Origin of the sequence: Bacillus sp. FSL M8-0077, assembly GCF_038050255.1 — a bacterium.
GTDB classification, from domain to species: domain Bacteria; phylum Bacillota; class Bacilli; order Bacillales; family Bacillaceae; genus Bacillus; species Bacillus altitudinis.
The window spans coordinates 3,153,399-3,166,919 of sequence record NZ_JBBPAF010000001.1 but is presented as its reverse complement, the minus strand read 5'-3'; the positions used below and the strand labels follow the sequence as shown (position 1 = coordinate 3,166,919).

Below are 13,521 nucleotides of genomic sequence, written 5' to 3'. Positions count from 1 at the left end.
GTGCAAAAAATGCGGGGAGGAAAAGCGTTTGAGACGATTATCCAAAGATGTGTACCCAGTGGCTGAATATCCTGAAACCATTCTACAAATTGGCGAAGGGAACTTTATGCGAGGATTTATGAATTGGCAGATCCAGAAGCTAAACGACTGTACAGATTTTAAAGGAAGAGCAGTGGTTGTTCCTCCTCGAAAAGGATCAGTGACCGCTCTAAATGAACAAGACGGTTTATACACTTTATGTATTCAAGGGTTTCATGACCAAAAAGAAATGAACGAACGGATCGTCATTCAATCCATCAGCAAGGGAATCAGCACATATACAGATTATGAAGCCTTTTTACATGTAGCGGAAAGTCCTGATGTGCGCTTTGTCTTTTCTAATACAACAGAGGCAGGACTTGTGTTAAGAAAAGAGGACCGATTAGAAGATCGGCCGCAAGCAAGTTTTCCAGGAAAGCTGACAGCCTTCTTGTATCACCGCTTTAAAGCTTTTTCTGGAGATGAGAAAAAGGGCTTGATCATTTTACCTTGTGAATTGATTGAACAAAACGGTGATCGATTAAGAGAATATGTGATCACAATGGCAGCTGAGTGGAATCTTCCGCCTGATTTTGTAGCTTGGGTCAAGGAAGCCAACACGTTCTGTAATACGTTAGTTGATCGAATTGTCCCAGGATTTTCTCAGGAAGCAGCGGAGACTGTTCAAAAAGAAGAGGGGTATATTGATGAATTGCTTGTCACAGCAGAATATTATCACCTGTTTGTCATTGAAGCACCTGCGTTTGTTCAAAAAGAGCTTCCTTTTCAAGAAGCAGGGTTAAACGTACTTTTTGTGGAAGATATCGCTCCCTATCGTATGAGCAAGGTTCGCATTTTAAACGGTGCGCATACAGCGATGGTGCCGATTGCATATTCATGTGGCTTGGATACTGTCAAAAAAGCGGTGGATGATGAGCATGTTGGTGTGTTCATTCGCCGCATGCTTGAGGAGGAAGTGCTGCCAGGTTTGCCACTTCCTGAAGAAGAGCTTCTTCTTTATACACAATCCGTGTGGGATCGATTCTGCAACCCTTTTGTCAAACATCAATTACTCGATATTGCCTTAAATGGTGTATCTAAATTTCGGGCGCGTATTCTCCCGTCTCTTCTAGATTATATAGAGCTAAAAAAACAGTTGCCTACGAAGCTTATGTTCTCACTGAGCAGTTTGATTTATTTTTATCAAGTCCATGCAGATCAGATAAAGGATGATGAGTCTGTGATGACATTCATGAAGGAAGCATGGGAGGAAGTGGACCATTCCTATGAATTAATGGTCGATCAACTTCTTTCAAACGAAGTTTTATGGGGGATGGATTTGACGAGGATCGCAGGGCTGAAGGATGCAGTAGCCGAGCAGCTCACCTTCATACATGAAAATGGCATGAGAGCTGCTGTTCACCAAATTCTTCAATATGAAAGTCAGGGGGAGAAGGCATGAGGGACTTTGTTGTGATTCATCCTTCAGATAATGTTGGTATCGCTTTAAAAGTGCTTGAGCAAGGCGAAGAGCTTCAGCACCAAGGTCATACAATCATTTTAAAAGAAACCGTTGCTAAAGGTCATAAATTTGCATTGGCTGAGATCAAAGAAAAAGAGAATATCATCAAATATGGCTACCCCATTGGTCATGCATCCACTGCGATTTCGACTGGAGAATGGGTGCATACGCACAATATCAAAACGAATCTATCAGGTAAGCTCGATTACGAATACCGACCTTCTTTAACAGAAAACCCCTATGAAAAAACGAATCTGACATTCAAAGGGTATAAACGAAAAAATGGTGCAAGTGGTATACGAAATGAGCTTTGGATTGTCCCAACAGTTGGGTGTGTCAATGGCATTGCCGATCAAATCATTCAAATATTTACCGCTGAAATGGGTGGAGACATCCATCCTTTTGAAACGGCTCTCGTATTAAAGCACAATTATGGGTGCTCACAGCTTGGGGATGATCATGAAAACACAAAAACCATTCTTCAAAATGCCGTAAAGCACCCAAATGCTGGAGGGGTTCTCGTTCTAGGTCTTGGCTGTGAAAACAATGACATTGAGGATTTTCAGGCAACATTAGGGGAGTATGACCAGGCGAGGGTGAAATTTTTAAGAAGCCAAGAAGTAGGGGATGAGATTGAGACGGGTGTCGCTTTGCTCAAGGAAATTTATGACGCAGCGAAAGAAGATCAGCGTGAAGACATTCCGTTATCTGAGTTGAAAATTGGCTTGAAATGCGGAGGATCAGATGGGTTTTCAGGCATTACCGCAAATCCACTTTTAGGCAGACTGTCCGATTTCATTGTGGCTCAAGGCGGAACCACCGTATTAACAGAAGTGCCGGAAATGTTTGGAGCTGAAACGATCTTAATGGAGAGAGCGGAATCAAAAGCGACATTCGACAATATTGTGCAGATGATCAATGATTTTAAACAATACTTTATGGATCATCGACAGCCAGTATATGAAAATCCTTCCCCGGGAAATAAAGCAGGAGGAATTTCGACATTAGAAGATAAATCTCTCGGCTGTACACAAAAAGCGGGTACTTCCGTTATAAAGGATGTTTTAACATACGGGGAGCTGCTAAAACGAAAAGGATTGAATTTATTAAGTGCGCCTGGGAATGATTTGGTTGCTTCATCTGCTCTCGCAGCGTCTGGCTGTCAGCTCGTCCTCTTTACAACAGGCAGAGGCACACCGTTTGGCACATTTGTTCCAACGATGAAGGTATCGACCAATACCGCGTTATACGAAACAAAAAAACATTGGATTGACTTTAATGCGGGGGAATTGCTTGAGGATGTACCAGAAGATGTGGTGCTAGAGAAATTCATTGCCACGGTGATTGATGTGGCGAGTGGAAAGCTGTTAAATCATGAAAAAAACAATTTTAGAGAGTTGGCTATTTTTAAAACAGGTGTGACACTTTAAGGCGTCTGGGGGATGATGAAATGTCTAAAAAACGAAATTTGATGTATGTGACAGCAGGAACAGTACTAACAGGAATTGGACTCGCACGTTTAGCAAAGCAAGGGAAAAAAGACAAAGAAACAAATGGCATAGATCATGTGTTAAAGCAGATAAAAGCGCCAAAGTTCCCAGATCGTGAATTCAATGTGATTCATTATGGTGCGGATAACAAAGGGATAGAGCTTTCGACAAATGCTATTCAGTCTGCCATCGATGATGCACATCGTTTGAAAGGAGGGCGTGTGCTGATTCCTGAAGGGACATTTTTGACAGGCGCTCTTGAAATGAAAAGCAATGTAGAGCTTCATCTTCATGAAAATGCCTATGTGACCTTCAGCCAAGATACACGTCATTATCTTCCGCTTGTCCTAACAAGATATGAAGGAATTGAGCTTTATAATTATTCACCACTTATTTATGCCCATCATGCAGAAAATATTGCGATTACAGGAGCAGGCACGCTGGACGGGAGAGGGGATGAACACCACTGGTGGCCTTGGAAGTATGGAACAAATGGTCAGCCCTCTCAGGACCGGGATCGTCAGCTTCTTTTTGAAATGGCTGAAAAAAGAATACCAGTGGAAGAAAGGGTGTTTGGCGAAGGACATTATTTAAGATCAAGCTTTATCCAGCCATACAATTGCCAAAACATTCTCATTGAAGGAGTAACCGTAAAGGATTCGCCGATGTGGCAAATTCATCCGGTGTTAAGTGAAAACGTCATCGTCCGCGGGGTGAATATCATCGGTCATGGCCCAAATACAGATGGTGTGAATCCAGAGTCGTGCCGGCATGTACTCATTGAAGATTGCTATTTTGATAATGGCGATGATTGTATTGCCATTAAATCGGGCAGAAATGAGGACGGCCGGAGAATCGGTGTTCCATCTGAAAACATCGTCATTCGTAGAAATACGATGCGTGATGGTCATGGCGGAGTAACGATCGGGAGTGAAATTTCTGGAGGCGTCAAGCATGTATATGCAGAGGATAATGTCATGGACAGTCCAAACCTAGACAGGGCATTGCGCATTAAGACCAACTCTGTCAGAGGCGGTACCATTGAACACATTTATTTTAAAAACAATCTAGTGAAAAGCTTAAAGCATGAGGTGGTCTGTATCGACATGATGTATGAGGAAGGGGATGCCGGTCCGCATAGGCCTGTAGTCCGTCATATTGAAGTAGAGGGGTTAAAAAGCAGCGGAGGGCGATATGGTGTCAAGATCGCCGCATACTCACATTCCCCAGTCACACACTTTAAAATGAAAGACTGTGTCATTGACGATGTCACGTACCCTCTTTCATTAGAACATGCAGTATCTCCTTCATTTCAGAAAGTTGTCATTAACGGTGAACATATGAACCAATAGCGGAAGTGAAAACAGCCACGTCAAAGGCTGTTTTTCTTTTATAAGGACAGATAAGACGTATTCGGAATCACATATACAACCTATCTGCACTGTAGTATAATATTCCCGAAATTAGAAAAGAATTGACGAAAGAGATGACGTCAAGCAGTACATAAAGCAGGGGGTTTATTGATGAAGAAGTTAACTGGTATTTGGCTATCATTGTTACTAGTGATCGGTGTTTTAGCAGGGTGTGCAGGTGCGGAAACGGACCAAAAAACAAACAGTTCAAAGCCTAAAGAGACAGCGGCTGCGGCATTTCCTGTATCAATAAAAGATGCAGCTGGTAAAACAGTTGAAATCAAAGAACAGCCTAAACGAATTGTTTCGTTAATTCCAAGTAATACAGAGGTTGCCTATGCCCTTGGCCTTGGAGATAAAATTGTTGGTAGATCAGACTTTGACAACTATCCAAAGGAAGTAGAAAAGGTAGAGAAGATTGGCGGTCTTGATTTCAATGTAGAGAAGGTTATTTCCTTAAAGCCTGATCTTGTCTTAGCACATGCATCACAAATGAGCTCAAAAGACGGATTTAAACAGCTTGAAGATGCAGGTATTCAAGTGCTGACTGTCAATGATGCGGCTTCCTTCAAAGATGTGTATAAGTCTATCCATATGATTGGTGAAGCAGCCGGCGTAAAAGAAGCATCAACGAAGCTTGTAGACGAGATGAAATCAAAACTGAATGACATCAAAAAACAAGCAAAATCCATCTCCAAAGACAAACAAAAAACAGTTTTTGTCGAAGTATCAGGTGCGCCTGAAATTTATACAACAGGTAAACAAACGTTTATGGACGAAATGCTGTCTGTCATTCATGCAAAAAATGCCGCTGGCGACCAAACAGGCTGGGTGCAAATGACGGAAGAATCAATTATTAAACGAAATCCTGATGCCATCGTTACGATTGATGGCGCAAGCTTAGATGATTTGAAAAAAAGAGACGGCTGGAAGGCGATCAAAGCAGTCAAAGAAAAACAAGTCTTTCAATTGAATACGGATCTGGCATCACGACCGGGACCGCGATTGGTTGAAGGAGTGGAGGCTCTTGCGAAAAGCATCTATCCTGACACGTTCAAATAAAATCATCATCGCATACACAGCAAGTGTTTTACTTCTTGTGGTGAGTATTGGAATGGGAATCTCATTTGGCAGCTTAGAGATTCCCATTCCTTCTATACTCCGGATCTTTGTTCATGAAGTATTTGGAATCGAGGCCGGAACCATTGATGCAATTGACCGCAATATTATGATGAATATCCGGCTGCCGAGAGTGATATTAGCGGCGTTAGTCGGAGCAGCTCTGGCGTTATCTGGTGCAGCCTTTCAAGGTTTATTAAAAAATCCCCTCGCTGATCCTTATACACTTGGAGTATCTCAAGGGGCCTCTGTGGGGGCTGTAGCCACATTGTTTTTCAGTTTGCAGTTTCCTTTGCTTGGCAGTTTTACACTGCCTTTTTTGAGTATGACAACAGCGCTTGTCACACTATGTCTCGTCCTCTTTTTTGCCCGTCTGGTTCACAGAGGAATGAGCATTTCTTCTTTAATTTTGACGGGGGTCATCTTCAGCTCTTTTTTAGGAGCGCTCATTTCATTAATGATTGCGTTAACAGGTGATGATTTAAAAGAGATTATTCATTGGCTTCTAGGCAGTGTGTCTATGAGAGGTTGGCGATATATTGCTCTTTTCCTTCCTTTTTTCCTCATTGGTACATTTGCACTCATCCTGATGGGAAGAGATTTAAATGTGATGACATATGGCGAAGAAAAGGCAAAACTGTTAGGGGTTCATGTGAAACGGAGCAAATATGTGGTGCTGCTTGCTGGTTCGATTCTGACTGGAAGTGCGGTGGCTGTGTCAGGAACGATCGGATTTGTAGGACTGGTGATTCCGCATTTTATCCGTCTTTTATCCATTACGGATCATCGTCATTTGCTGCCTTTGTCGATGCTGAATGGTGCTTCCTTTCTCGTTTTAGCAGATGTGCTCTCCCGTACGATCATTGAACCGACTGAATTGCCAATTGGCATCATTACGGCGTTAATTGGTGCACCTGTCTTTGGCATCATCCTCATCCGCAGATATAGAGGAGGGACGCATCTATGATTCAAGTGAAGGAAGTTAGAGGAGGATATGGTGAAAAAGAGGTCATTCACGGCGTGAGTTTTGAAATGGAGCAAGGGGAATTCCTCGGCATCCTTGGTCCGAATGGGAGCGGTAAGACGACGCTACTTAAAATGATCGCAGGGATTTTAGCACCTGAGAGCGGCCAAGTAACACTAAGCGGCCATCCAGTTCAATCCTACCGGCCAAAGGCACTTGCGCAAAAATTGGCGGTTCTTCCACAGAAGACCGATCAGGCCTTTTCATTTACTGTGGAAGAAACGGTTCAGTTTGGGCGTTATCCTTATCAGAAAGGGTGGCTGCAATCTGTTACGAAAGAAGATATCGAGATTGTCAGCAAGGTGATGGACCAAACAGATATTGCTCAATTTAAGGATCAATCCATCCATGAGTTAAGCGGTGGAGAACAGCAGCGGGTTTACTTAGCTCAAGCACTGGCTCAGTGCCCTGACTATTTATTGCTGGATGAACCAACCAGTTTTCTTGATTTAGCCTATCAAAAAGAGTTACTCGATTTGATTAAACAAGAGACCGCTTCCTCTAACTTAACGGTGATCGGTGTGTTTCATGATGTGAACATTGCCAGTTTGTATTGTGACCGTCTGCTTTTGCTGAATGAAGGAAAGACGGACATGCTGGGAGAGCCGCATCATGTGTTGACCACCGAACGGGTGAACCGGGTGTATGAAACAGATGTAACACCTCTCCAACATCCACTGCGGGCAAACCCTCAGCTGGTGATTGAACCTGCGTCCATCTCTGAACATTCAAGGTTGAACTTAGCGGATGGGTGGAAAACATATGGCGCAAACGGAATGACATTTTCTACTCATCAGCCATTGCGCATCCTTTCATCACATGAGAAAAGCGGGGGGTTCTTTTGGACACGGTCCCTTGGCACGGGAACTGAAGCACTCCATGACATGCTGGATGATGGGGAAGGGAATTTATTTCTTGGTCAATCTGATGGGCCAAAGCAATACGCCGCTGAAGATGATGATGAAGATGTCCTTCTTTATGGGATGCATCAAGAAGGAGAGCTGTCTGTTTGGCTTGTGCTGAAAGGAACGATATCAGATGGTGCGTCTGTCCAGCTAATGGGCGAGCTGATGCACTTCATTAAACAAGAGACAAGTATCCAGGTACATCATATTTGTATCGCTGCTGCCAATGCAGAAGAAAAGGAGCATACTGCACATTTACATGAAAGAGTCAGACTGAAAGTGAAGCATCTTCTTCATACATTGAATGCAATGAAAAAGTGAACCGGCTGGTTCACTTTTTTTGTTTAGGGATTCATGATTTACATTTAGATTACAGTGGTTTTAGTAAAATAAATACATCCTATTCACTTCAGGGTATACTAAAAGGAACAAGCAATGGATAAGGGGGAACCTCAATGAAACTTTATACAAAAACCGGAGATCAAGGTCAAACAGGCTTGATTGGCGGGCGGGCTGATAAAGATGACGCAAGAGTAGAAGCGTACGGTACATTAGATGAGGCGAATAGTTTGATTGGACTTGCTCAGGCGAACTTGAGGCAGCATGGCGAATTGTTTCAAGATATTCTGTCTGAGCTGATGGTCATTCAGCATGAACTGTTTGACTGCGGCGGTGATTTGGCTGCGGTGAAACCACCGAAAGAAGGCAAGTTAACAGAGGAATCTGTGACAGTCCTTGAAAAGCGAATGGATGTGTATGTAGAAGAAGCCGCACCGCTGACTAAATTTATTTTACCTGGCGGTCAGGAAGGCGCTGCCCTCTTACATGTGGCTCGAACAGTTGTCAGGAGAGCCGAGCGGCATATTGTGACACTTGCGAAGCAGGAGGAGATTCCAGCAGTTACGCTCATATATGTGAACCGTCTATCCGACTATTTATTTGCTGCCGCCCGTATTGTGAATCAACGGCTCGGTGAAGCAGATGTTGAATATGAACGAAGTGCGCATGTGTTTCGGTCTAAATGAGGAAAAACCCTCTTCAAATGGAAGAGGGCTCAGCGTGTAGACAAACCCTCGCATTCGCCCGCAGTCCTGCGTGCTGGTGCTCACGAATGTCAAATTCGCTCCGCGCCAGTACTCTTCCTTCCTAGACTTAGACTGCAAAGGTTTTCTATCACGCTGAAAAAAAGAAGACAAAGGGCTAAAATAAAGTTCATTTTAGCCCTTTGTCAACAATCTGAGCACTCTTCAAATGGAAGAGTGCTAAACGTCCTCCTTCTGTTAGCAGAGAAGGAATTCCAAGTCACGTTTGTTCAATGAACACTTTATTTCGTATACAAATGCTTCATCAGCTCTTTATTTTTTTGAATAAATATGTCATTGTGCGAAGATACCATCCCATGAGCACCTGCATCGGGCATTACGTATTGTTTGGCTTGGTTTACCGCATTTGCGGCATCCTGAAAAGCCCCAGCAATCAAATGCAATTTTCCTTCATGATGCAAAATATCGCCTGCTGCATAAATGCCCTGAACTGACGTCTCACTCAGTGAAGTTCCTGCAATCCAATAATCCTTCTGTTCTAGCTTAATGGAACTATTCGCAAGTAATTCTTTGTCTCGCTCGTATCCATGATTAATAATGACTTCATCTGTTGCTAGCTCAAATAAGGCCTCGTCCTGATGATCTCTGAGGACAACCGTTTCAATCCGCTCATGATCGTCTGCTGCAATGAGCTTTTCAATCGAGGTATGAAGCAGACATTGGACAGAGCTGTTTTTCAGGCGCGATATTTCAGCTTCATGTCCTTTCAAGGCATCTTTCCGATAGGTTAAATACACTTGTTTGGCAATTGGCTCCAGCTCATTTGCCCAATCAATGGCTGAATTACCACCTCCTGAGATCAACACGGTTTTATCTTTAAAACGTTCAAGGGATTTGACCGTATAATGCAAATTTTGAACCTCGAATCGTTCTGCACCCTCAATATCTAATTTAATCGGCTTGAGGATCCCTCCTCCAACAGCTAAAATGACGGTTTTGGAGTAATGTTTTTGATTGGAGGCAGTGTGGAGAACAAAGTGACCTGTTTCATCTTGAGAAATAGAGGTAACCTTTTCTCCGAGTACGACCTTAGGTTCAAAGGTCAGTCCTTGAGTAACAATCTGTTCAATTAGCTGTGAGCCTGGAACAGGCGTTAATCCTCCTATATCCCAGATCATTTTTTCTGGATAAACATGAACCTTTCCCCCGAGGACTGGCTGGAATTCAATCAACTTCGTTTTCATTTCACGCAATCCACTATAAAAGGCGGAAAACAATCCAGCAGGTCCACCGCCAATAATTGTTACATCATATACTTCCATGTCTTTCATCGCACACGTCGCCTCGCTTCTTTTGCTTTAAAAATGACACAGTCATGATTTCATACCTGATCCATGCCCTAGCCAAATGCTTTGAATTCCTATGATGCAGTCTCATTTATTTTCTAATTGCTGCTGCAAGACTTCTAAAAAATGGATGCGGCTATAAGCAGGTCCTCCTTCAAGAAGTGGATTCACTACATTGATATAAACCTGATCCTTTTTAAAGGCGGTCATGTTTTGAATAACAGGATTTTTTTTCATATCATCAAATGCCTGTTGTGCCTCTTGATTTTCATCTGTAGAAAATTGTACAAATAGATAATCTGGATTCATTTCCCCTAGTTGCTCGACAGAGATTGCTTCTTGCGTCTTTGCCAACTTAATCGGTTGAGGAACGGCAAGGCCCAATTCGTTATACAAGACAGGATTGAAATACACATCTTCTGGATATACGAAGGCTTGTGCTCCCCGAATTCGAATGATGGCTACTTTTTTATTCTTGAGCTTCTCCTTTAACGAGGCTTTTGCGTCTTTGACATCTGTTTTGTATTGAGTGAGGATTTTGTCTGCTTTCGTCTGTTTCCCTGTTAAATCGGCCATTAGCTCTAAATTAGCCTCCCAATTTGTCGCGATATGGGATATTGGAATGGTCGGAGCAATTTTCTCTAACTTGTTTAGTACGGCTTGTTGAAATTTAGAGGAACCTAAAATAACGTCAGGTTTCAATTTTAATATTTTCTCAAAATTTGGCTGCTGTTTTTCACCAATTGATTCAGACTCGCCTGTGATCGAAGCAAATAGTTTCGGAAACTTTCCTCCTACTGATATTGCCCCTGTTGGATGAACATCAAGTACAAGTGCATCTTCCATCGCTTCCATCGCCCCAGTAATGACGATTTTTTCGGTTTTTTTCGGGATGGTATACGTTTTCCCAAGATACTCTATTGTTTTTGTAGCAGCGTCTCCTGAATCTTCAATTCCGGTATTTTTGCTTCCGGAGGCCGTAGTTGATTGCTTAGGTTTGTCTCCGCCACCGCAAGCCGCCATGATCAGCATCAATAAGGAAATGAAGCCGATGATCATTAATTTTTTATTCATCTTTTCAAAACTCCTCTCAAACTGTCTATTGTGGTCGTGCTTTACTTCATCCCCATATGTTCACGCAAGGTGGATCCTGTATATTCACTCCTAAACAAGCCATGTTGGACAAGTAAAGGGACCAATTCGTCAAAAAATAATTCTAGTGATTGTACTGAGCCCGGAAGTGCAATGAATCCGTCTAAAGCACCTGTTTCAAACCATCTGGTTATTTCTTTCTGTGCATCCTCAGCTGTTCCCACGATTAACCAGTGTGCCGATCCAATGACCTCAGGCCTAGAGAGTAGTTCTCTTACGGTAGGCTGCGTTTGTACAATCAACCTGCGCAGCAAATCAGCATGGGTCTGACTGCGTACCTGCTCATCCAATCCTTGCAGCATATTGGCAGGAACGGGTTGATCTAAAGGGAGATGGCGAATATCGAGACCTAGAATCGATTGAATGGCTGCATAACCTTGTGCAGTGCTTAGATGGGAATGCGCCTCTCTATACATTTCATGCGCCTCATCACGTGTTTTTCCTAAAAAAAAGTACAAGCCAGGCAGCACACGGATGTCATCCGGCTGGCGGCCATGCTTGCATGCTCTTCTCCTCAAGTCTTTCCGTAATTGAATAGCTGAGGTCATATCAGGGGTGGATGCAAACATCGCATCTGCAGTTGAAGCGGCGAAATCACGCCCCTTTTCCGAAGCGCCTGCCTGAAACAAAGGAATGGTTCCTGACGGATGGGCCGGCACATTGAGCGGACCCTTAATATGAAAGAAATGCCCCTCATGTTGAATAGAAGAAATTCTCTTCTTGTCAGCAAATTGTCCTGTCGTTCGATTGATGAGTAGCGCCTCGTTTGGATAGCTCTCCCAAAGCTTGCGTACAACATCCGTAAATTCCATCGCCTTCTTATATCGTTCCTCTGATGATGGCATGGGTGAATGGCTAAAATTATCGGCTCCGTCGATCGAAGTGACAATATTCCAGCCGGCACGTCCATTGCTGATCGAGTGCAAGGATTGAATTTGTCTTGCGACTACATATGGAGGATTGAACGTAGTCGAAGCGGTTGAAACAAGTCCAATTTGATTCGTCTCCTGTGCAAGCGAAGCAAGTAGAACCGTTGGATCAAGACCTCCAAAGCCAGGGGAGTGATCCAATGACTCTATGTGGAGGACCAACGCATCCGGCTTAAAAAGAAAGTCAAGCTTGGCCATCTCTGCTCTCTTTGCAAGCTCGACGTAGAAGTTGGTTGAGAATAAGTGTTCTACCATGCTGTTTGGATGCTGCCAGCCTTTTCCCTTCAGCCAGGTCGCTGACAAGGACAATCCGATACAAAGCTGCCTTTTTTTGTTCACATCATCTGCCTCCCTGTCGTTGCTGAATATCACTCAACAATAATTGATATTGATAATCATTATCACTTGATAGTATAGCAAGGACCTCGTGAAATGCGAATACACAAATAACGAATATCACATGCATTATTATCTAATCAGGCTGACAGAAGAGAGATGCTCTTGATCGACTTCAATTTCTGAGGCAGTTAGGCTGGTTGTTTCATAGAGAGCTGTAAAAGCCCTCTAAGGAATGAGGCTGACATCCATCGTTTTGAGAAGAAATACGACAGATTTATTTAAAGGTATATGCGCTAGGTGGCACTCCGAATTTCTTTTTAAATACTCTGCTAAAATAGAGCGGATTAGGGTAACCGACAGTCATAGCAACATCACTTATCGGAATATTGCCTGTCTTCAGTATTTCACGCGCTCTTTCCATACGATACTGGATCACATAGTCAATTGGGTGAAGTCCGGTATATTTGTGAAAAAAGTATGAGAAGCTTTTGGGATTCATATCGCACAATTCAGCGAGATCCTGAAGTGTTAATGGATTCATATATTGTCCTCTAATATAAGCGACAGCTTCATAGATGACCCTTTCATTAGGAGAGCTATCTTTCTGCTTACAGCCCATTAGAATTTGATATAGGAGACGCAAAAATAATTCTTTGACTCGAAGTTTTCCCATCCCACCAGGTGTATGGATATTTTGATGGAGCATGGTGAGTATTTCTATGATTCTCGGATTTGCTCCCGTTTCCAGCTTGAAAGCATTGTCACAGTCAGATCTCTTATCACAATTCAAATGATAAAAAAGTGAATGGTATTCGTATTCTGATTGACTGATTACCTGCAAGGCAAGCTGGCATCCTGGGGTTACATGCATGACAGATCCTGGCTGCAAATCGTAGCTTTTTCCATTGATATTCAGTCTAGCTTCTCCGCGAATGCTGAAAAGAAAGCCAGCACTTTCTGTCTTAAATTCACTTAATGTACTATGGGGCTGGATGACTAAACGATAGATTTCTTGTATGTGAAAAGAATGACTAGCAAATAGATCAGCTAGTTGATCTCTATTGATCAATGTACGACACCTGCCTATTGATTTAATCTATATACTACTTATTTTGTGATTTTACCATACGTTTAGCACTCACAAGAGCTAGAAATGGTAAATAAGTGAGCGGCTTTGTCTTCATGGTGATGTTCTTCTTTTCGAAGAGTGTTTTTTGTTTGA

General features: G+C 42.8%; 11 protein-coding genes. 7 read left to right on the top strand and 4 right to left on the bottom strand.

All coding sequences use genetic code 11. The features are described from left to right. Positions 1 to 28 precede the first annotated feature (28 nt). The 7 genes from NST57_RS16535 to NST57_RS16505 all read left to right on the top strand — a co-directional run bounded on the left by NST57_RS16535 (position 29) and on the right by NST57_RS16505 (position 8,515). Positions 29 to 1,480 carry a tagaturonate reductase gene (locus NST57_RS16535; protein WP_341298898.1) on the top strand — a complete coding sequence of 484 codons (1,452 nt, stop codon included), beginning with the start codon at positions 29 to 31 and terminating at the stop codon, positions 1,478 to 1,480. Beyond that, on the top strand, positions 1,477 to 2,970 hold the full coding sequence (locus NST57_RS16530; RefSeq protein WP_341298897.1) for a UxaA family hydrolase: 1,494 nt from the start codon (positions 1,477 to 1,479) through the stop codon (positions 2,968 to 2,970). Before NST57_RS16535 ends, NST57_RS16530 begins: the two co-directional genes overlap by 4 nt. Positions 2,971 to 2,990: 20 nt before the next feature. Further along, on the top strand, positions 2,991 to 4,382 hold the full coding sequence (locus tag NST57_RS16525; protein WP_341298896.1) for a glycoside hydrolase family 28 protein: 1,392 nt from the start codon (positions 2,991 to 2,993) through the stop codon (positions 4,380 to 4,382). Between the two features lie 171 nt (positions 4,383 to 4,553). After that, a complete protein-coding gene (locus NST57_RS16520) occupies positions 4,554 to 5,504 on the top strand; it encodes an ABC transporter substrate-binding protein (protein ID WP_341298895.1) in 951 nt (316 codons plus the stop codon). After that, positions 5,470 to 6,528: an iron chelate uptake ABC transporter family permease subunit gene (locus NST57_RS16515; protein ID WP_142155967.1), complete on the top strand. Its 1,059-nt coding sequence runs from the start codon at positions 5,470 to 5,472 to the stop codon at positions 6,526 to 6,528. The genes NST57_RS16520 and NST57_RS16515 overlap by 35 nt, the downstream gene beginning before the upstream one ends. After that, positions 6,525 to 7,811, top strand: a complete 1,287-nt coding sequence (locus NST57_RS16510) for a heme ABC transporter ATP-binding protein (RefSeq protein ID WP_341298894.1) — start codon at positions 6,525 to 6,527, stop codon at positions 7,809 to 7,811. Before NST57_RS16515 ends, NST57_RS16510 begins: the two co-directional genes overlap by 4 nt. Positions 7,812 to 7,945: 134 nt before the next feature. Further along, entirely contained in the window at positions 7,946 to 8,515 is a 570-nt protein-coding gene (locus NST57_RS16505; RefSeq protein ID WP_142155965.1) for a cob(I)yrinic acid a,c-diamide adenosyltransferase, read from the top strand. Between the two features lie 299 nt (positions 8,516 to 8,814). On the opposite strand, the gene NST57_RS16500 is transcribed toward NST57_RS16505, so the two are convergent. From NST57_RS16500 to NST57_RS16485, 4 genes are all read right to left on the bottom strand, one after another. Next, entirely contained in the window at positions 8,815 to 9,864 is a 1,050-nt protein-coding gene (locus NST57_RS16500) for an FAD-dependent oxidoreductase (RefSeq protein WP_142155964.1), read from the bottom strand. 102 nt (positions 9,865 to 9,966) lie between these two features. Beyond that, positions 9,967 to 10,953: an ABC transporter substrate-binding protein gene (locus NST57_RS16495; protein ID WP_341298893.1), complete on the bottom strand. Its 987-nt coding sequence runs from the start codon at positions 10,951 to 10,953 to the stop codon at positions 9,967 to 9,969. Between the two features lie 41 nt (positions 10,954 to 10,994). After that, positions 10,995 to 12,299 carry an NtaA/DmoA family FMN-dependent monooxygenase gene (locus tag NST57_RS16490; protein WP_142155963.1) on the bottom strand — a complete coding sequence of 435 codons (1,305 nt, stop codon included), beginning with the start codon at positions 12,297 to 12,299 and terminating at the stop codon, positions 10,995 to 10,997. A 274-nt stretch (positions 12,300 to 12,573) separates the two neighbouring features. After that, positions 12,574 to 13,368 (bottom strand): helix-turn-helix domain-containing protein, encoded by a 795-nt coding sequence (locus tag NST57_RS16485; protein ID WP_142155962.1) that lies wholly within the window; start codon positions 13,366 to 13,368, stop codon positions 12,574 to 12,576. Positions 13,369 to 13,521: the final 153 nt, after the last annotated feature.